The following is a 20066-nucleotide window of genomic DNA, read 5'->3' on the forward strand; positions in this document are numbered from 1 at the left end:
CAAGACCGATACGCGGAATTGAAGTTTAGCACGCGCAAGTGCGCTTGCAATTGCAGCCCACTGCCCGCACCTAGCGTAACCTATCGCCGCGCCGCGTCTTTCACTCCATGCCGCGCAGCATTCATCTTCAGGAGAGACCATGGCCACCGCCGAGACTCACCCTTTCACCGGTACCGTTTATTTGACGCACCTGGCAGCGCTGGACGTCACGGGCCCTGATGCCGAAAAATTTCTCCAGGGTCAAACCAGCGCCCAAGTCGGCCTCGCCAATGGACATTTCGCCCCCCTGACCTGCTTTTGCACTCCCAAGGGGCGCATGCTGGCCAACGCCCAACTGCTGCGCCTGGCGCCACAGCACTATCGCCTGATTCTCGACGCCTCGCTGGCCGAGTCTCTGGCCAACCACCTCAAAAAATTTGCTGCTTTCTACAAGACCGAGCTGACGATTGCCACGTCCGTGACATTCGTGGGCAGCAGCGCCCCCGACGCCACGCTACTGGAGCAGGCAGGCGTGACGTTGCCCGATCAAGCCTATGCCCACCATACCAGCCCTTCGGGCACCGCCCTGCGCATGCCGGGTACTGCCCGCTGGCTGCTGATGCTGGAAACCACACCCCCAGAGCATGTTTCGCAAGAGGCGCAACAGCAAGCCTGGCAGCTGGCGGATATCCGTAGCGGCCTCGCCTGGTTGACGGCGGCACAGCAGGATCACTTCCTGCCACAAATGCTCAACTGGGAAGCACTGGGCGGCATCAGCTTCAAAAAGGGCTGCTATACCGGGCAAGAAGTTGTCGCTCGGGCGCACTTTCGCGGCCAGGTCAAAAAACGCCTGGTGTATGCGCACGTGAGCGCCAGCGCATTACCCCAGATAGGCGACAGCCTGGTGGATCAGGAAGGGAAAGCCTTGGGTGAAGTCGTCAACAGCGCGTTCAGTGACGAGCAGCAGATAGAGTTGCTGGCGGTCATGAATACCAAAGTGGCGGAGGAACAGATCTCCGTCTACTGGCAAGCGCAGCCAGTGAGCCTGCACGCGCTGCCTTACCCCATTGAGCGCCTGGACCCTGAGGCACTAGCGGCTCAATTGAGCTAACGCCAGCGAGACGGCACTCACAGGCCAAAAATGCGCGCAGCGTTGGCACTGCTCAGCGCTGCGACGTGTTCCAGCGATTGCTGACGCAGCTTAGCCACCTGCTCAGCGACGTGCTTCACGCGCGAAGGTTCATTGCGCTGCCCTTGGAAGCCACTCAGCGGCATATCAGGGCTATCGGTTTCCAGCACGAACCCGTCATCCGGCAATGAGGCCACCACACGATGCAGGCGTTGAGCACGAGCGTAGGTGACGGCGCCTCCCAGCCCCAGTACAAACCCCGCATCCAGAAGCCTTGCGGCCTGCTGGTAGGAACCGGCAAAGGCATGGATCATGCCGGGCCTCGCCAGTGCCCATTGATGAAGCCGCTTGGCCACGTCATCGTTGGCCTTCACACAGTGCACGACGGGGGGAAGCTGACAACGGCTCGCGATACCGAGCTGGGCATCGAAATATTCCCACTGCTGCGAGAGACTCTCGCTGAAGCGGCCATCGATACCACACTCGCCAATCGCCACCAGGGCGGTTTCCGGGCAGGCCAGCTGCTGCTTGACCAGCGCCTCCAGCGCCGCCAGGTCATCGGCGTGATGCTGGGCAATGAAATAGGGGTGAAGTCCGAGGCAGATGCTGACCCCTTCGCTCTCGCCCAGCGCCAGCACCTGCTGCCAGCGCTGGCGAACCGTGGCAGGCACGATGAAACCCTTGACGCCCACGGCCCTGGCTGCGGCGATGACGGCCTTTCGGTCTTCATCGAACTCCGCGGCATCCAGGTGGCAGTGGGCGTCAATGAGCATGGCAAGCGCTCTCGTTTGGGTAGGCGTCTTGAGGCGAGTCTTGAAGTTAGTGCTCTCGGGTCGGCTGGAAACGGATATCCGGCCAGCGCTCCTGGGTCATTTGCAGATTGACCCGGGTCGGGGCGATATAGGTCAGGTAGCCACCGCCGTCGATTGCCAGGTTGGCACTTGCCTTGCGCTTGAACTCTTCCAGCATCTTCGCATCGTCACAATAGACCCAGCGAGCCGTCTGCACATTGACGCCTTCGTAGAGACAGTCGACCTTGTACTCTTCCTTCAAGCGGTGTGCAACGACGTCGAACTGCAGCGTACCTACTGCGCCAAGAATCAGGTCATTGTTATCCACTGGCATGAAGACCTGAGTAGCCCCTTCCTCCGATAGCTGCTGCAGGCCTTTCTGAAGTGCTTTCATCTTCAGCGGGTCTTTCAGGCGCACGCGCTTGAACAGCTCCGGCGCAAAGTGCGGGATGCCCATGAAGCGCATGTCTTCACCCACGGTAAAGGTGTCACCAATCTGAATGGTGCCGTGGTTGTGCAAGCCGATGATATCGCCGGGCCAGGCCTCCTCCACGTGGGAGCGGTCCGAGGCCATGAAGGTCAGCGCATCGGCAATCTTGACGTCCTTGCCAATGCGCACATGGCGCATCTTCATGTTCTTTTCGTACTTGCCGGAACACACCCGCAGAAAGGCAATGCGGTCACGGTGGTTCGGGTCCATGTTGGCCTGGATCTTGAAAACGAAACCGGTAAAGCGATCGTCCTTGGCCGTGACTTCTCGAGTATCGGTCTCGCGGGGCTGCGGCGATGGCGCGTACTCGACGAAGCCGTCCAGCATTTCACGCACGCCGAAGTTACCCATGGCGGTACCGAAATAGACCGGGGTCAGCTCGCCACGACGATAGGCTTCCAGGTCGAACTCATGGGAAGCGCCGCGCACCAGATCGACTTCCATGCGCAGCTCTTCGGCCTGCTCTTCGCCCAGAAAGGCATCCACCTCCGGGTTGTCCAACCCTTCGATACGCTTGTCGTCAGGGATACGGCTGCCCTGCCCCTGGGTATAGAGGTGAATCACGTCGTTGTAGAGATGATAGACACCCTTGAAGTGCCGCCCCATGCCAATGGGCCAGGTCATCGGGGCGCACTGGATGTTGAGCACCGTCTCCACTTCATCCATGACTTCGATGGGGTCACGAATATCGCGGTCCATCTTGTTCACGAAGGTGAGGATGGGCGTGGTACGCAGTCGACACACTTCCATCAATTTGATGGTGCGATCTTCGACACCCTTGGCCCCATCGATGACCATCAGTGCGGAGTCGACGGCGGTCAGGGTGCGGTACGTGTCTTCCGAGAAGTCCTCGTGTCCTGGAGTGTCCAGCAGGTTGACGATTCGCCCGCCGTAGGGGAACTGCATGACCGACGTCGTCACTGAAATGCCCCGCTCCTGCTCCATCTTCATCCAATCGGATGTCGCATGGCGATCATTGCGCTTGCTTTTCACCGAACCGGCCATCTGAATGGCGTTTCCGAACAGCAGCATTTTTTCGGTGATGGTCGTTTTACCGGCGTCAGGGTGGGAAATAATGGCAAAGGTGCGGCGTAGCTCTGCTTCGCGCGCTAATTGAGCGTCAGACATGGAGTTCTCTAAATAGGGGGACTGCGTAATAACCAAATAAGCGCCAGACAAGTGACGGGGTGCGCCTATGGTAACGCAACTCCCTGCCTGCGGCATACCAAAGCAAAAAACGCCGACAAGGTCGGCGTTTGGGGATCAAAAAGCGAGAGCTTCAGGCGAAGGTGTTGATCTGCGTACCGACGCTACCTTCCTGAGCAAGCTCAGGCTGCGCTGCCGCATCGGCCGAAGCCAATACTTCCGTGACCTGATCGGCTTGCTGCTCCAGCGCATCTCTGAACATTTGCATCTGCGCCTGCTCGACCGTTTGCGCCTGGTTCATGTAAAGCGCAGTGCTGACCGTATTACTGACCGCGACATCCATTGCGGAACCTCCATCTGGCGGAATTTCATCTACAGCCTAGCAAACATCCCTTCCAGACGCCAAGCAAACCGGAAAGCGACCTGACATCTAGAAGCGGTCCGCGCGGAACGGTGCCATATCGATGGCTGTCGGTTTATTTTCCATCATGTCGGCCAGCAGCTGGCCGGTAGCAGGCCCCAGCGTAAAGCCCTGGTGACCATGCCCGAACGCCAGCCACAGGCCAGGATGGCGTGGTGCAGGGCCAATTACCGGCTTCATGTCCGGCAGGCAAGGACGCGCGCCCTTCCAGGCACGTTCGTCCTTGCGATCGGCCAGCGGAAAAATGGTTCGCGCCACGCTCTCTGCCGCCCCTAGCTGCTCTTCGTCGGCAGGCGATTCCAGACGATCCAGCTCCGCTCCCGTGGTCAGCCGCACGCCTGCATTCATGGGGGCCAGAAGATAACCGACTTCCGCATCCATCAGCCAGTAATGCAGCTTGGTATCGGGCTGTGTGGCGTAGTGCATATGGTAGCCACGCTTGACGAATGTCGGGAAGTGGTAGCCCAGCGGCTTCATCCACTCTCCCGCCCAGGGCCCTAGCGCCATCACTACGTCATCTGCCGTGAAAGTGTCGGTGGCGGTGCTCACCTGCCACTGCGCCCCCTGCTGGCTGACGTCGGTGATGTCCGCTTGTACCAGCTGGCCACCCAAAGCCACGAACGACTCGGCGTAGGCCGCTACCAGACCACCGGGATCAGCAACGGTCCAGGGGTCCAGCCAATGGATGGCCCCGATGATCTGCTCTCCCAGTTGGGGCTCTTTTTCGGCAACCCCCTGGCGGTCGAGCACCGCAAACTGCACACCATAGAGATCGCGGGCTTCCTCTGCTTCCTTGACACGCTTGGCCAGCTTCTCGGGGGTTCGATAGATCTCCAGCCAGCCCTCGCGACGTACCAACGCATCGGCACCTGCCGCTTCGATCATCGGCGCGTGGGCGTCGAGACACAGCTGGATCAGCGAGGCGTACTCCGGGACGATCTTCTTGTAGAGCCGCGACGACGAGTGGTGCCAATAACTGAGCAGCGGAGAGGCCGCCTTGATCATGCCGGTGGGCCGGTAGCGAATATCGACACGACGGTTAGGCAGCACGCTCAAAATGGTTTTCATATCGCGAGGAAACGGATATGGCCGTACCGCCTCACGCTGGATAATGCCCGCGTTACCGAACGAGGTTTCACGACCAGGCTGGCGGCGATCGATCAAGGTGACCTGAAAACCGCGCTTTTGCAGTTGCCAGGCGACACTGACGCCGACCATCCCTGCCCCTAAAACCACTGTTTGACGCGCCATTTTGATGCACTCCTTTCCGAAAGATGATGGTGCTACCAGCACTCTCCCCGGCAGCACTTCAGTGAATTGAAAAATATCACCATTCAAAGAGCAATTGCACAGTCATAAATACCGTTTTTTACCTATATTTCAGTTTTTAATCACGTAAAAAACCAAAATAAGGAGGAGTTCACTAGCCACGGCATGACATTTGCTTGATTCACATTAGCAGTGCTGAAAGCGTTCGTCACGCCGACGGGGATTCCTGCTCTCGTCACCCGACAGTGACGCATTTACCCACCCCCGAAGCACCAATGCAGTGCAAACCCTGCACCAGGCAGCGACAAAAGCATCAACAAGGACCCGCACATGGCAATGATTCTGGAGATGAGGCTTCTCGATACCTTATGGGTGCTGTGGGCCGCCGCCATGGTGTTCGTCATGCAAGCGGGATTCCTGTGCCTGGAGGCAGGCACTACCCGCACCAAGAATGCCATTAACGTCGCCATGAAAAACCTGGCCGACTTTGCGGTTTCGGTGACGGTTTTCTGGCTGATTGGCTTTGGCATGATGTTCGGTGTTTCCCAAGGGGGTTGGTTAGGGCTGTCGTTATTCGGCTGGGAGATGGAGACCAGCAACTCCTGGCTGATGACCGTGTTCATCTTTCAAGCCATGTTCTGCGCCACCGCAGCCACTATCGTGGCGGGCGCAGTGGCTGAACGCATGCCTTTCCTGGGCTACCTATGGACAGCCTTCTGGATAGCACTATTGATCTACCCAGTGTTTGGCCACTGGGCGTGGGGGGGCTTACTCGGTGGCACGCCCGGCTGGCTGGCCGCTCGTGGGTTCGTCGACTTTGCCGGAGCCACGGTAGTGCATAGCGTGGGCGGCTGGGTGGCCCTGGCCGCCGTTCTGGTGATTGGCCCCCGCACCGGGCGCTTTCGCGACGGCGTTAACGCCAACCCTTTTCCAGCGGGCAACCTGCCGCTGGCCATGCTGGGCGCACTGTTCATGATTCTGGGCTGGTTTGGCTTCAATGGTGGCAGTACCCTGGCATTGACCAGTGCCATTCCTGGCATTATCGCCAACACCCTGCTGGGCGCGACAGGCGGCATTCTGTCGTCCATGCTGATGGGCTGGCGCATTCGCCGCTATGCCGATGTGATGTATGCCATCAACGGTGCCATTGCCGGCCTTGTCGCAGTCACGGCAGGCGCTCATGCCCTGTCGCTACACGCGGCCTTCATGCTGGGCAGCATTAGCGGCGTGCTGATGGTGGCGGCCAGTGAGTGGCTGCTCAAAAAACGTATCGATGATGCCGTAGGCGCCATTCCCGCCCACCTGGTCACCGGCATCTGGGGCACGCTGGCACTGCCCTGGGTGGCTAACCTGGAGGCGCTGGGAACCTCTTTGAGCCGCTGGGAGCAGTTTAATGTTCAGCTCATGGGCGTGATCGTGTGCGGCGCATGGAGCTTTGGCGTCGCCTGGCTCCTGCTGCAAGCGAGCAAGCACATCATGCCTCTGCGGGTTTCACCGGAGGCAGAGAAAATGGGGCTCAACCTGGCAGAACACGGTGCCCGGAACGAACTGCATCAACTTCTGGAACACATGCGCCAGCATGAGCGCCAGGGGGACATGCGCCAGCGCATCGATGCCGACCCGTTTACCGAGGTAGGGGAAATCGCTGCCAGCTACAATCGAGTATCCGCCGCGCTTGAGCGCGCCGTGGGCCATACCCGGGTCATGCTGCGTAATTTGCGTGACGGCGTCTTGACCTGGCAGGCAGATGGCACGCTCACCAGCCTCAACCCCGGCGCTGAAGCACTGTTCGGCGTTCAGGCACAGCAGCTCGTCGGGCAACCCATCACCACGCTGCTTCCTCATCGGCCATTGACCCCCGGCACACGTCTGGAAATCAAGCGACGTACCGAAGACCAGCAAGTGCGCTATCTCGAAATCCAGGTCAGCGAGGGGGCTGCGGGGTCACACTCGGAACGTTCAGGCATGGTGCGGGACATCACCGAGCGAAAACTGCTGCAAGAGCAGCTGAATCGAGAGCGCGACCTTGCTCGCACCACGCTCGCCTCCATTGGCGACGGGGTGATCACCTGCGATGCCAGTGGCAACATTACCTTCATGAACAGCGAAGCGCAGCGCTTGACCGGCTGGGACGCCAGCGAAGCCTTGAACAAACCGATTCACCGTATCTATCAGCTGCGTGACGAACATAGCGACGAACCAATCAACAATCCGGCTCGTCATGTCCTGACCCAGCACCGCCCACTGCAATACACCGACCCCGGCATGCTGCTGAACCGCAATGGAAAGCGCTACCCCATCCAGCACAGCGCCTCGCCTATTCGCTCGCGCAGCGGCATTACTCTGGGTGCCGTCGTGGTCTTTCAGGATGTCAGCCTGACGCGCAAGCTCTCCGAACAACTCAGCTATCAAGCTTCCCACGACAACCTGACCGAGCTTGTCAATCGACGCGCCTTCGAGGCCCTCCTTGCCAAGCTGCTGACACAGACGGAAAGCGACCATGCCCTATGCTACCTGGATCTCGACCAATTCAAGATCGTCAATGATACCTGTGGTCATCAGGCGGGTGACGAACTGCTCCGGCAAGTGGCTCGCAAGCTGAAAGCGCATGTCCGCAACAGCGATACCGTGGCACGCCTGGGAGGCGACGAGTTTGCGCTGCTGCTGCCCGACTGCCCCCTGGAAAAAGCCAAATTGATTTGCGAAGCGCTGCGCAGCGACATCGAGCAGTTTCGCTTTGCCTGGCAAGAGCACACCTTCGGCATCGGTGTCAGTATCGGGCTCGTTGCCATTACTCCGACGCAACCTCGGCGTCTGGCGGAAACACTCCACGCAGCCGATGCCGCCTGCTATAGCGCCAAGGAGGCAGGCCGCAACCGGATTCACTGCTACCAGCCCGACGACCGCCTGCTGCTGGAGAGGCACGGAGAGCTGCAGTGGGTACAGCGCTTGCAAAATGCACTGGATAACGACACTTTCCGTCTGTTCGCGCAACCGGTTCACCCGGTATGCACGCGAAACAAAGGCTATCAGGAGATCTTGATACGCCTGGAAGAGCATGGCCAGTTGATTGCCCCCGGAAGCTTCTTACCCGCGGCACAACGCTATCACTTCATGCCACGTATCGACCGCTGGGTCATTCGCAACACGCTCGCCTGGCTGAGCGACCGCTATCGCAGCGCGGAGCCCGACGCCATTGGCCACTGGGGCATCAACCTGTCGGGCGATTCGTTATCCGATAGCGATTTCTGCAACGACTTGATTCGGCAGGTACGTGCCGCCAAGCTGCCTGAAGGCAGCTTGTGTTTCGAAATTACCGAAAGCGCCGCCATCGCCCAGCTCTCGAAAGTCAGCGAGCTGATTCAGACACTGAAATCGTTGGGCTGCCAATTCGCTCTGGATGATTTCGGTACGGGACTCTCGTCGTTTGGCTACCTCAAACAGCTATCGGTCGACTATCTCAAGATCGATGGCCGCTTCATCCGCAACCTGCACCACGACCCCATCGACTGCGCAATGGTCGAAGCGATTCATGCGGTAGGCAAAGCGCTGCATATCGAAACGGTCGCTGAATTCGTGGAGACGCAAGAGACCCTGGATAAATTGCGCACACTGGGCATCGACTATGCACAAGGGTATCTGCTGGGCAAGCCAACGGAAATAACACGTGCAGAAGGGAACAACATCAAAGTCATGCCAAGATGATCACGTACAGCTTGACCATAGAGAATTGGCAAAAGACATAAAAGAGTTGATATGAGAGTAGAACTTCGAGGGAGAGACAATCAGGTTAATGGGGTGGATGATGGGGATCGAACCCACGACCACCGGAGCCACAATCCGGGGCTCTACCACTGAGCTACATCCACCACAACCTGGGTACTGCAGAACGTCTTGTCGATGGGGTGGATGATGGGGATCGAACCCACGACCACCGGAGCCACAATCCGGGGCTCTACCACTGAGCTACATCCACCATGACAAAACAGATGCTTGATAATACCGACTGGAAAAAACGAGACCGTCTTCTTGATGGCACGCCCAGCAGGACTCGAACCCGCAACCTACGGCTTAGAAGGCCGTTGCTCTATCCGGTTGAGCTATAGGCGCACATAATGTATCCAGAGATACCGATGAGCACTTGACCACAACCAAAGCTTGGAAGGCAGTGTTACTTTTGACTTCAAGTAATCGGCTTCAAGTAAATGGTCGGGATGGAGGGATTCGAACCCCCGACATCCTGCTCCCAAAGCAGGCGCGCTACCAGACTGCGCTACATCCCGATATTTGCCTTGACCGCTGCTGCGTGTCCCGTCTCAAGCGAGGCATATATTACTATTTCTGATTCTAATGTCAACACATAAAGTGTTTGATTCGATAGATGCTTTGCCTGACCGCCCTGCCATGCGAAAATTGCGCAGCCGAATTGCTCGGTTACCGAGCCGTATCCTTTATTAGCTTCTCCATCTTCAATAGGGATCTCACTACATGACCGCCCAACTCATCGATGGCAAAGCCATCGCCGCGCATGTCCGTCAACGCGTTGCCGCCCGAATCCAGGCGCGTCAGCAGGAAGGTGTGCGTGCACCCGGACTAGCCGTGGTCGTGGTCGGCGAGGACCCTGCCTCACATGTCTATGTCAACAACAAGCACCGCGCCTGTGAGCAGGCAGGCATTCTTTCGTTTCAACATGCCCTGCCCGCCGATACTACGCAATCTGCCCTGGAAGCCTTGGTAGACGAACTCAACGCCGACCCCAGCGTCGATGGCATTCTGGTACAGCTACCGCTACCGGCACACCTCGATGCCAGGCCCATCCTGGAGCGCATCCGTCCCGACAAGGACGTGGATGGTTTCCACCCCTACAACCTGGGACGCTTGGCGCAGCGGCTGCCCTCCCTGCGCCCCTGCACGCCCAAAGGCATCATGACCATGCTGGCACAAAGCGGCATTGCCGTGCGCGGCATGGACGCCACGATCGTTGGCGCATCAAACATCGTGGGCCGCCCCATGGCCCTGGAGCTGATGCTGGCAGGCTGTACGACAACGGTCTGCCACCGCTTCACACGCGACCTGGCAAGTCACGTCAGCCGTGCAGACCTGGTGGTCGTCGCCGTGGGCAAACCCGGCATCGTGAAGGGTGAGTGGATCAAACCCGGCGCGGTGGTCATCGATGTGGGCATCAACCGCCAAGAGGATGGCAGCCTGGTCGGCGACGTGGACTTTAGCGCGGCAGCCGAGCGCGCCAGCCACATCACTCCCGTGCCTGGCGGCGTTGGCCCCATGACGGTGGCCACTCTGCTCGAAAACACGCTGGAAGCCGCTGAACGCCACGACCAGCAGCGCTGAACCCGGACACGCTCTAGACACTGGCAGCTCCCTGCCTCATTGACCTGCGGAGAACATCACGGTGCAACGTATTGGTATCATCGGCGCCATGGCGCAAGAAGTGAACATCCTGGCAAGCCAACTGGCGGATGCTGAGCGTGCCGAGCACGCAGGCTTCGTATTTCACACCGGCACATTACATGGGCTGGAAGTCGTCATTCTCCAATCCGGCATCGGCAAGGTGAACGCCGCCGTCGGTACCGCCATTCTGCTGGAGCGCTACCAGCCAGAGGCCATCATCAACACTGGGTCTGCAGGCGGTTTTGCCACGGACTTGGCCATTGGTGATGTGATCATTTCGGATGAAGTGCGCCACCATGACGTGGATGCCACGGTCTTTGGCTATGCCTTGGGACAGGTGCCCGGCATGCCCGAGGCCTACCAGGCCAGTGAACACCTGCGCAGCGTGGCACGCAGCGCCATTGCCGCCCTGGGCGAAGTGACAGTGAAAGAAGGCATGGTCGCCACCGGCGATTCGTTCATGGCCGACCCGGAGCGGGTAGCCAAGACCCGCGCCCAGTTCCCCACCATGCTGGCGGTCGAGATGGAAGGTGCCGCCATTGCCCAGACCTGTCATCTGTATGGCTGCCCCTTCGTGGTGATTCGCGCTCTGTCCGATATCCCGGGCAGCGGTGACAACCACCTCTCCTTCGAGCAGTTCCTGGAAGTGGCCGCCGACCACTCTTCACGCATGGTCAATCAGATGCTGTCGAAGCTGGCCAGCGAATGACCCTGAAAACCCCATCGCCGCCAGGCGATGGGGGTTCACCTCTTACCCCTCCATTTGCCACGCCAGGGTTTCACCCGCCTGCAAAGGCACGATGGTCTGCCCTGCAGCATAAGGGTAGCTTTCCGGCAGCTGCCACTCCCGGCGCACCAGAGTAACCGTATCGGCATTGGGCGCCAGCCCATAAAAACGCGGCCCGTTCAGGCTGGCGAATGCCTCCAGCTTGTCCAGTGCCCCAACCGACTCGAACGCCATCGCGTAAAGCTCGATAGCGGCAGGTGCCGTATAGGCGCCGGCGCAGCCGCAGCTTGATTCCTTGTCGCCCTTGGCGTGAGGAGCGCTGTCGGTTCCCAGAAAGAATTTCGCACTGCCGCTGGTGGCCGCTTTCAACAGCGCCTGACGGTGCTGCTCACGCTTCAGGATTGGCAGGCAGTAGTAGTGAGGACGAATACCACCGGCCAGCATCTGGTTACGATTGAACAACAGGTGGTGAGCGGTGATGGTCGCTGCGACATTGTCCGACGCGTCAGCGACGAATTCAGCGGCTTGCTGCGTCGTGATGTGTTCGAACACGACCTTCAACGTCGGGTGACGAGCCAACAGAGGTTTCATGACGCGCTCGATGAACACGGCTTCACGGTCGAAGATGTCGATGTCGTGGTCGGTCACTTCGCCATGCACCAGCAGCGGCATTCCCAGCCGCGCCATGGTGGCAATGGCTGCGTCGCAATGAGCGACATCGGTGACGCCGGAAGCCGAGTTGGTCGTTGCCCCCGCCGGATAGAGCTTGACCGCTTTGACCACACCGCTGGCAACAGCTCGCTCGATCTCTTCTGCGGGCGTCGTGTCGGTGAGGTACAGCACCATCAGCGGCTCGAACGCGCTGCCTTCCGGCAAGGCCGCCAGGATACGTTCACGATAGGCCATGGCCTGCTCGGTCGTCGTCACCGGCGGCTTGAGGTTGGGCATGATGATGGCCCGCCCCATCTGGGCTGCGGTATGGCCTACCACCGCATTCAGCGCCTCGTCGTCGCGAAGGTGAAGGTGCCAATCGTCGGGGCGAGTGATCGTGATAGCGTCCACGGCAAGTCCTGTCTTGAAAGTGAAAGAGGGGTGTCACGGCTGCACAGTATACCCAATCGCCCCGTGGGATAAATCTGCACACGACCCCCACAGGCCTAGCCAAGTGTCGTATCATGACGCCACGTTGTAAGATCAAGGATGCTGTTGTTTATGCAGAACGTACGACGCTATGCGGATGTCATTGCCAGCATAGAGGGGTTGGTGTGGCTAGGCCTTGCCTGGTCGATCTCCATTTCCATGTATCAGCAGAGTACCGAGCCTACGCTGGCCATGTTGTTCGTGGTAGGCGCACTGCTGCTGTTCAGTTGGGCACACCGACCGCTGCGCTATCTGCTGATGCGCTACCACATTCGCAAGCGGCGCACCGACATGTGGATGCACACATTGGCCCTGCCCCTGTTGCTGGCCATGTTTTTCCATATCCTGCTGGAAACGCTGCTGGGCACTGCCTGGCTACCACCCAAAATACTGCTGTTCAACCTGCTGGCAACGGCGGGTTGGCTAACCTTCGTCATGACGCTATTCATCAAGTTCGTGATTCATAGCGTCAAGACATCGAACAAGTAATCGTCCATGGCTACCGCTCTGCCCCTGCCGCTCTCCACGCCCAACCGCAACCTGGTCCGGCTGACCATCGTCCGGGGGATCACCTGGACGGGCTTTCTGATGGCGATCATCGTCGGCATCGAACTGCTGGCGTTCAATCTGCCGGTCACAGCGGTGGTCAGCGTAGTCATCGCCATGGGCATGCTGAACATTGCCACCTGGTGGCGGCTGGGCCGCCCCAGAGCGGTCACCCATATCGAGTATCTGGCCCACCTGCTGGCAGATATCACCGGGCTGACGCTGCTGTTCTATTTTTCCGGGGGGTCTACCAACCCTTTCATCACCTACTACCTGGTGCCGGTGACCATTGCCGCTGCCACACTGCCGTGGCGACACGCCTGGATCATTGCCGCCTGTGCCATGGGCGGCTACACCTTCCTGATGTTTTTCTACCACCCCATACCGCAGCTGGGGCATATCAGCAGTGACGGCCCTTTAAGCCTGCATGTACTGGGCATGTGGCTCAACTTTGGCCTGTCGGCAGGGCTCGTGACCTTTTTTATCTACAAGATGGCTCATGCCCTACGCAGCCGAGACAAAGCGCTATCGCGCACCCGGGAAGCCGCACTGCGCAACGAGCAGGTGCTGGCAGTGGCCACCCAGGCCGCCGGCACGGCCCATGAGCTGGGTACTCCGCTGTCGACCATGGCCGTGCTGCTGAAAGAGATGCAGGCTGACACAGCCCAGGAGTCGGCGCTTGCCGATGACATCGCGCTTCTGCGCCAGCAGGTGGACATCTGCAAATCGCGGCTGCAGCATCTGGTCAACAACGCCGACCGGCGGCGCATGGCCGAGCCGGAGATCCTCGACGCCGAAGTATGGCTGGCAGGCGTGGTCCAACGCTGGCTGGTGATCCGTCCTGACGTCAACCACCATTTCGACGTGGCCGAGCGGCGGGGACGACCATGGATTGCGGTAGATGCCACCCTCGACCAGGCCCTCACCAACCTGCTCAACAACGCCGCCGATGCCAACCCCGAGCACATCGCCATTCGCCTGGATTGGCAGGACGAGAGCGTCGTGATCGATATCCGCGACCATGGCCCCGGCATTGCGATGTCGATAGCCGACCAGCTGGGTGATACCTTCGTATCGACCAAGAGCAAGGGGATGGGCATCGGGCTTTTCCTGACTCACGCCACGATCAATCGGTTTGGTGGTGGTGTAAGCCTGTATAATCACCCGGAAGGGGGAACACTGACGGAAGTGACGCTGCCACGCTGCTCCGCACCGGGCTAGCCTGCCATCAGTGCCAAGTCAGACCATCGAGGATGCCATGCAGAACCAAGACCAGCGCCTGTTGATCGTGGATGATGATGAAATGTTCTGTCACGTACTGAGCCGCGCGCTGACGCGCCGTGGTTTCGACGTGATGGTAGCCCATGACGCCGACCAGGCCATGGCGACCGCCGCGCAGTTCCTGCCCACCATGGCCACGCTGGATTTGAAGCTCGAGCACAGCTCGGGGCTCAAATTGCTGCCTGAGCTGCTCAATACCGTGCCGGGTTGCCGTATCGTTGTACTGACCGGGTACTCCAGCATTGCCACCGCCGTCGAAGCCATCAAGCTGGGAGCCATCAACTACCTGTGCAAACCCGCCGACGCCGATGACGTCATGGCGGCTTTCGAACACCCGGAGGCCGACCCCAACGTGGAGCTGGCCGACAACCCACCCTCGATCAACCGCATTACCTGGGAGCACATCCAGAAAGTGCTACAGGAGCACGATGGCAACATTTCGGCTACGGCAAGAGCCCTTGGCATGCATCGCCGGACGCTTCAGCGCAAGCTGCAGAAGCGCCCGGTACGCCGTTAGTGGGCAGTCCAGCCCAGGTCGATGTTCCAGCTGGCACCGGTCACCGCGCCAGCGGCATCCGACGCCAGATAAGCGACTAGCTGGGCCACTTCGGAAGGCTCGATCAGGCGTTTCACCGCCGCGTTTTTCAACATGATCTTCTCGATCACTTCCTGCTCATCCATGTTATTGAGCTTTGCCTGGTCGGCAATCTGATTGTCGACCAGCGGCGTCTTGACGTAGGCCGGGCAAATGGCATTGGCCGTGATGCCCTGCTCGCCCCCTTCTAGGGCCGCCGTCTTGGTCAGACCGATCATGCCATGTTTGGCACTGATGTAGGCCGCCTTGCCAGGAGACGCCACCTGCGCATGGATAGAAGCGATATTGATGACCCGCCCCCACCCCCTCTGACGCATGTGCGGCCAGGCGGCCTGAGTCAGCAGGAAAGGCGCGGTCAACATCAGGTCGATGATTTGCCGCCACTTCTCTTCGGGGAACGACTCGATGGCCGCGACGTGCTGGATGCCAGCATTGTTCACCAGGATATCCACGCCACCAAAGCGCTTCACGGCGTCGGCAATGGCACCACGGCAGGCGTCCGGGTCGGTCAAATCGGCCTTGTAGAACGCCGCTCCGGCCTGGTCGGCCACCTCCTGACCCGCCTCGTTGAAATCCACTGCCAAGACCTGGTGGCCCTGCTCGCAAAAATGCTTGACCACGGCGGCACCGATACCACTGCTGGTACCGGTGACGACTGCAACACGGGGCGTTGACGCTTTATCTGCTGACATGCAGGCTTCCTTTTATCGATGTGTCTGAAATGAAGATATAAACACTTAAAACTATAGGTGCTGTCTCGGGCTTCTGCCTTCTGCCAAGTAAATTCAGAGAGTGGCAGATGACATCAACTGCTCCATCATACGCTGGGCAAGCCGAGACGCCTCTTGCAGACTCTCAAGCTCACTCAGGTCATCCAGAATGCAGCGCTGATAGAACTCGATACCATTCGGCAAGCGCTCGAGCGTCATGCGATAACGGCCCGATGGCAAGGAGACCACGTGAGACTCTTCCAGAGGGGCCGGCAGCATTGCCTGTTCGGGCACCACCAGCATCCATAATGCACACGGGGTGATCAGCGCGCCTACCAGCGTGCTGGCGCCGCTGATCCGCAGGTCGCTGTATTGAAAGCACAGCGCATCCACACTCAATCGCGGGTTGTAATGGGCCTCCTTTTTCAGCGCCGATAACGATGCGTCTCGGTAGCTGGTCGCCAACTCGGCCAGATAGCCATAGTCGTGGGCCTGCAAGACTTGCATGAGAATGCTCCTGTAAATGCACGGATCGCGTGACGTCCATTGTAGGGCTTTATGGATAGCGTAGTGTGCTGCTATTGGCGAAACACGCCGGGCTACGCCAAAATGGGCGCTACTGCACAAGTCATACCTTATTCAACGGAGTCATTACCATGTTCGTGGTTATTTTTGGGCGTATGTCCTGCCCTTTTTGCGTACGCGCCAAACATCTTGCCGAACACCTGGAGAGCAACGGCAAGATCGAAGGCTATCGCTACGTCGACATGCCATCCGAAGGCGTCACCAAGGAAGATATCGCCAAAACGGCTGGCAAACCCATTCATACCGTCCCGCAGGTCTTCATCGACCAACAGCACATCGGCGGTTACACCGAGTTCGACCAGTTCGTCCGCGACAAGCAGCTGCTGGCTTCTTAGCCCGGCCTCGCCGCTTCGGGCGTTAAAACCTCCGTTAATCCGCGTTGAAACAGCGTCTACTCGCTTGCCTATACTGAGCGTTCGATGATCGTGTTCGATTCACTCAGGTCAGCAGGCGGCGAGGAATGGCGATGCAGCGCGAGGAGTTTTTACAACAGCTTTGGCTGGACTATATCCATAATCATCCGGATATCGGGGCGCTCCGACTATGGCCCATCAGCGCCAGCGCCGAATACCTGACGCTGGTGACGATCAACCACGGGCCTTTTGCCATCAATGCCCTCAGCATACCCTTGGCACGGATGGGCTATCGTTCCGTTGGCCACTATGCCATGGCAGACAAAGGGCTCCTGATTCATTTGCTGGCACCTAACGATGACAGCAGTTGGCTAGTGCTCGCCGAACTCCAGGTGGGCACGCTCTCCAAAGCTCCCAGAGAAGCACTCACCGCCTTGATACGGCAGAGCCATCCAACCGACTGCAAGGGCCACAATCTGCTGTCTCGCGGCCGCCCATGGCCCATGCCCAGCTGGACGCTCTACCAACAGCTGCATACCGCCCATCCACTGGCCGCCTGGCTGGCGGTAATGGGGCCACGGCTTCACCACGCCGGGTTCGATTGCGCCACGCTGAATGCCTCGCTGGACTCGCTGGGCCTGCAGTTGGAGCATGTCGGCCTGTACGCCCTCGATAGCCAGCAAAACGGGGTTTTCTCGGTCTCCAGCCTGCTGAATCATCGTTTCTACCCCGCCATGCCACAAAAAATCGTGTTCAGCGATGGGGACGAACACCGCCTTTGCCTCGGAGGGCTGTCGCTGACACAGCGCCATGTGGAAGACGACCACAAGCGGCTGGCGGAAATCCTGCTGCCCTTCCATGCCCGCTGCGAAATGGCGTGAGTCTCACTGACCCACGCCACCCATGTCATGCGTCGAAGGTCATTTCAGGCACATGATCGGGAACGATCAGCTTGCCAGCCGTTTTTTCGACGATCTCCTCGACGCTGACGCCAGGCGCACGCTCCTTGAGAATGAACGCTCCGTCCTTGATTTCAAGGTAAGCCAGGTCAGTCAGCACTCGATTGATGCAGCCAGCCCCGGTCAACGGCAGCGAGCATTTTTCCAGCAGTTTGGACTCACCATGCTTGGAAGCGTGGGTCATGGTACAGATGATGTTATCGGCACCCGCCACCAGGTCCATGGCACCGCCCATGCCTTTGATGAGCTTTCCCGGAATCATCCAGGACGCGATATTGCCTTCCTGGTCTACCTCGAAAGCGCCGAGCACGGTCAAATCCACGTGCCCGCCACGGATCATCGCAAAGGATTCGGCTGAAGAGAAAATGGCCGCGCCAGGTCGTGCTGTCACGGTCTGCTTGCCCGCATTGATCATGTCAGGGTCGACTTCTTCCTCGGTAGGAAAGCGCCCCATGCCCAGCAAGCCGTTTTCCGACTGCAGCATGACATCCATGCCGTCGGGGATATAGTTGGCCACCAGCGTGGGAATGCCGATTCCCAGATTCACATAGAACCCGTCCTGGAGTTCACGAGCCACTCGCTGTGCCATTTGTTCGCGTGTCAAAGCCATGGTGCCACCTCTTGTCGTTGATTAGCTGCGCACGGTGCGCTGCTCGATACGTTTCTCGAACGTGCCCTGAATGATGCGATCCACATAAATACCCGGCGTATGGATCTGACTGGGCTCCAGTTCGCCTGGCTCAACGATCTCCTCTACTTCTACCACGGTGATCTTGCCGGCAGTAGCGGCCATGGGGTTGAAGTTCTGGGCGGTGTGGCGGTACATGACGTTGCCGTAACGATCGGCTTTCCACCCTTTGACGATGGCGAAGTCACCTTTGATAGCCTCTTCGAGGATATAGTGACGACCGTCGAACTCACGCACTTCCTTGCCTTCACCGATCGGCGTACCGTACCCGGTGGCTGTAAAGAACGCCGGGATGCCCGCTCCGCCTGCGCGCATCTTCTCTGCCAGCGTACCTTGCGGTGTCAGCACCACTTCGATTTCATTGTTCAGCATCTGTTGCTCGAACAATGCGTTTTCGCCTACATAGGACGCGATGATCTTGCTGATCTGACGGTCTTCGAGGAGGATACCCAGCCCAAAGCCATCGACACCACAGTTGTTGGACACCACGGTCAGGTCATTGACCGCACGGCGTTTGATTTCGGCAATCAGGTTCTCGGGAATGCCACACAGGCCAAAGCCACCTGCAATCACGGTCATGCCGCTTTCCAGGCCTTCCATTGCTTCTTCATAGGAAGATACACGCTTGTCGAATCCTGCCATTGTGCTGCCTCACGTGGTTGGTAAAACGTTATCAGATATTGTTGGTTACGTGGTTGCTGACCAGTCTGGCACAAAAGCTGCGCGCTGGATGCAGTTGCTTCGATAGAGTCAGTGTTGTGTCTGGTGATATATTTGTTAAGTTTGTTTTTCTTATCAATTTATTTTAATAACTTATAAAGAGTTCTCATGACCGTCAAGCAGCTCAGGGCCTTTCTGGCCGTGGCCCAAACACTCAGCTTTACTCAGGCATGCGAACGCCTGCATCTTTCCCAACCCGCGCTCAGCCTGGCCATCAAAGGGCTCGAAGACTCGCTGGGCGGCAAGCTGCTGATTCGCAGCACGCGTAGCGTTCGTCTCACACCCGAGGGGGAGTCGCTGTTTCCGCTGGCCAAGCACCTGCTGGCCCAGTGGGACAACACCGAAGAACGCTTGCGGCAACGCTTTACCCTGCAGCTGGGACGGCTGAGCGTGGCCGCCATGCCGTCGTTTGCCTGCAACTTGCTGCCCGGCGCGCTGGTCAAGTTCCGTCAGCGCTATCCCAAGATCAACGTCACCGTGCACGATGTCATCAATGAAGAAGTCATGGACATGGTGCGCTCCAGGCAAGTCGAGCTGGGCATTGCGTTCGCCCCCGAAGGCGCTGGCAGCTTGAGCTTTACGCCACTCTTCGAAGATCAGTTCGTGGCCGTCGTCCCCCTCGACTCCCCGTTGGCCCATCGGCAAAGCCTGGATTGGCAAGAGCTGCTGCGCCACGACGTGATCACCCTACAACGCCCTTCCATGGTACGGCGCCTGCTGGAACAGGAATTAGCTATTCAAGGTATCGAACTGCCCGTCGCCTTCGAAAGCCATCAGCTGTCGACCGTGGGGCGCATGGTCGCTGCGGGTCTGGGCGTCAGCGCCGTGCCCTCCATGTGTATTCAACAAATGGACGAGCTAGGTGCCCACTGCCTGCCACTGACCGAGCCCCGCATTGCCTGTCGAGTGGGCATCTTGACCCATCAGGAGCTCTCCGTCGCGGCTCATGCGCTGCGTAACGTCCTCATCGAAAACGTTAAAACTCCCAGGCTGACGCGGCACTGACAACGCCCTTCATGGCAAAGTTATGCTGGGCAGCTCGCGCTTGTTCCATTAGCATTTGTCTTCACATGCGTAGAGTCGTCTTGGCACGCCTTCCACATCAGGGGCCTTGGCAGTTGCTTTGTG

19 protein-coding genes and 4 tRNA genes are annotated in these 20066 nt (G+C 58.9%); 10 read left to right on the forward strand and 13 right to left on the reverse strand.

The window, feature by feature from the left end:
• The first annotated feature begins 139 nt into the window (after positions 1–139).
• Entirely contained in the window at positions 140–1090 is a 951-nt protein-coding gene (gene ygfZ / locus RVM27_RS00740) for a YgfZ/GcvT domain-containing protein (protein ID WP_498957158.1), read from the forward strand.
• 17 nt (positions 1091–1107) lie between these two features.
• On the opposite strand, the gene RVM27_RS00745 is transcribed toward ygfZ, so the two are convergent.
• From RVM27_RS00745 to RVM27_RS00760, 4 genes are all read right to left on the reverse strand, one after another.
• Positions 1108–1881 carry a TatD family hydrolase gene (locus RVM27_RS00745; protein ID WP_287804519.1) on the reverse strand — a complete coding sequence of 258 codons (774 nt, stop codon included), beginning with the start codon at positions 1879–1881 and terminating at the stop codon, positions 1108–1110.
• Between the two features lie 46 nt (positions 1882–1927).
• Positions 1928–3517, reverse strand: coding sequence for a peptide chain release factor 3 (locus tag RVM27_RS00750; RefSeq protein ID WP_287804521.1), 1590 nt, complete (start codon positions 3515–3517; stop codon positions 1928–1930).
• 151 nt (positions 3518–3668) lie between these two features.
• The gene (locus RVM27_RS00755; protein ID WP_039178020.1) at positions 3669–3878 is read right to left on the reverse strand and encodes a putative motility protein; all 210 of its coding nucleotides are present in this window, start codon (positions 3876–3878) and stop codon (positions 3669–3671) included.
• Positions 3879–3965: 87 nt separating this feature from the next.
• Complete coding sequence (locus RVM27_RS00760) at positions 3966–5207, reverse strand: NAD(P)/FAD-dependent oxidoreductase (RefSeq protein WP_498957159.1); 1242 nt, start codon at positions 5205–5207, stop codon at positions 3966–3968.
• 348 nt (positions 5208–5555) lie between these two features.
• Here RVM27_RS00760 and amt point away from each other — a divergent pair, with 348 nt between their 5' ends.
• Positions 5556–8930, forward strand: coding sequence for an ammonium transporter (gene amt / locus RVM27_RS00765; RefSeq protein WP_498957160.1), 3375 nt, complete (start codon positions 5556–5558; stop codon positions 8928–8930).
• 89 nt (positions 8931–9019) lie between these two features.
• Here amt and RVM27_RS00770 read toward each other — a convergent pair.
• The 4 genes from RVM27_RS00770 to RVM27_RS00785 form a co-directional block, all read right to left on the reverse strand.
• Positions 9020–9094 (reverse strand) — tRNA-His (locus RVM27_RS00770).
• Positions 9095–9126: 32 nt separating this feature from the next.
• A tRNA-His gene (locus RVM27_RS00775) sits at positions 9127–9201 on the reverse strand.
• 57 nt (positions 9202–9258) lie between these two features.
• Positions 9259–9335 (reverse strand) — tRNA-Arg (locus RVM27_RS00780).
• Positions 9336–9431: 96 nt separating this feature from the next.
• Positions 9432–9508 (reverse strand) — tRNA-Pro (locus RVM27_RS00785).
• Between the two features lie 205 nt (positions 9509–9713).
• Between RVM27_RS00785 and folD the strand changes: the two genes are divergently transcribed.
• Together folD and mtnN are read left to right on the forward strand one after the other, a co-directional pair.
• Positions 9714–10574, forward strand: coding sequence for a bifunctional methylenetetrahydrofolate dehydrogenase/methenyltetrahydrofolate cyclohydrolase FolD (gene folD, locus RVM27_RS00790; protein WP_096923019.1), 861 nt, complete (start codon positions 9714–9716; stop codon positions 10572–10574).
• 61 nt (positions 10575–10635) lie between these two features.
• Positions 10636–11343, forward strand: a complete 708-nt coding sequence (gene mtnN / locus RVM27_RS00795) for a 5'-methylthioadenosine/S-adenosylhomocysteine nucleosidase (protein ID WP_287808569.1) — start codon at positions 10636–10638, stop codon at positions 11341–11343.
• A 42-nt stretch (positions 11344–11385) separates the two neighbouring features.
• Here mtnN and pyrC read toward each other — a convergent pair whose 3' ends face one another.
• On the reverse strand, positions 11386–12423 hold the full coding sequence (gene pyrC, locus RVM27_RS00800; protein WP_498957161.1) for a dihydroorotase: 1038 nt from the start codon (positions 12421–12423) through the stop codon (positions 11386–11388).
• Between the two features lie 150 nt (positions 12424–12573).
• On the opposite strand from pyrC, the gene RVM27_RS00805 reads away from it, so the two are divergent.
• From RVM27_RS00805 to RVM27_RS00815, 3 genes are read left to right on the forward strand one after another with little or no spacing between them, the layout of a single operon-like run.
• The gene (locus RVM27_RS00805; protein ID WP_498957162.1) at positions 12574–12990 is read left to right on the forward strand and encodes a hypothetical protein; all 417 of its coding nucleotides are present in this window, start codon (positions 12574–12576) and stop codon (positions 12988–12990) included.
• A gap of 6 nt (positions 12991–12996) precedes the next feature.
• Entirely contained in the window at positions 12997–14268 is a 1272-nt protein-coding gene (locus tag RVM27_RS00810) for an ATP-binding protein (protein ID WP_287808565.1), read from the forward strand.
• Between the two features lie 37 nt (positions 14269–14305).
• Positions 14306–14845, forward strand: coding sequence for a response regulator transcription factor (locus RVM27_RS00815; RefSeq protein ID WP_189463033.1), 540 nt, complete (start codon positions 14306–14308; stop codon positions 14843–14845).
• Here the strand turns inward: RVM27_RS00815 and RVM27_RS00820 are convergent.
• Together RVM27_RS00820 and hybE are read right to left on the reverse strand one after the other, a co-directional pair.
• Positions 14842–15615, reverse strand: coding sequence for a 3-hydroxybutyrate dehydrogenase (locus RVM27_RS00820; RefSeq protein ID WP_189463032.1), 774 nt, complete (start codon positions 15613–15615; stop codon positions 14842–14844). The genes RVM27_RS00815 and RVM27_RS00820 overlap by 4 nt on opposite strands.
• A 93-nt stretch (positions 15616–15708) precedes the next feature.
• The gene (hybE, locus tag RVM27_RS00825; protein WP_498957163.1) at positions 15709–16140 is read right to left on the reverse strand and encodes a [NiFe]-hydrogenase assembly chaperone HybE; all 432 of its coding nucleotides are present in this window, start codon (positions 16138–16140) and stop codon (positions 15709–15711) included.
• 149 nt (positions 16141–16289) lie between these two features.
• Between hybE and RVM27_RS00830 the strand changes: the two genes are divergently transcribed.
• Positions 16290–16553 (forward strand): GrxA family glutaredoxin, encoded by a 264-nt coding sequence (locus RVM27_RS00830; RefSeq protein ID WP_039178039.1) that lies wholly within the window; start codon positions 16290–16292, stop codon positions 16551–16553.
• Positions 16554–16684: 131 nt separating this feature from the next.
• On the forward strand, positions 16685–17452 hold the full coding sequence (locus RVM27_RS00835) for a VOC family protein (protein ID WP_096923023.1): 768 nt from the start codon (positions 16685–16687) through the stop codon (positions 17450–17452).
• 25 nt (positions 17453–17477) lie between these two features.
• Here the strand turns inward: RVM27_RS00835 and RVM27_RS00840 are convergent, their stop codons facing one another.
• Positions 17478–18140 carry a CoA transferase subunit B gene (locus tag RVM27_RS00840; protein ID WP_039178044.1) on the reverse strand — a complete coding sequence of 221 codons (663 nt, stop codon included), beginning with the start codon at positions 18138–18140 and terminating at the stop codon, positions 17478–17480.
• A gap of 21 nt (positions 18141–18161) precedes the next feature.
• Positions 18162–18860: a CoA transferase subunit A gene (locus RVM27_RS00845; RefSeq protein ID WP_039178046.1), complete on the reverse strand. Its 699-nt coding sequence runs from the start codon at positions 18858–18860 to the stop codon at positions 18162–18164.
• A gap of 186 nt (positions 18861–19046) precedes the next feature.
• Between RVM27_RS00845 and RVM27_RS00850 the strand changes: the two genes are divergently transcribed.
• Entirely contained in the window at positions 19047–19943 is an 897-nt protein-coding gene (locus RVM27_RS00850) for a LysR family transcriptional regulator (protein WP_287808560.1), read from the forward strand.
• Positions 19944–20066 lie beyond the last annotated feature (123 nt).

Origin of the sequence: Halomonas sp. KM007 (assembly GCF_050709225.1) — a bacterium.
Classification (GTDB): domain Bacteria; phylum Pseudomonadota; class Gammaproteobacteria; order Pseudomonadales; family Halomonadaceae; genus Vreelandella; species Vreelandella hamiltonii.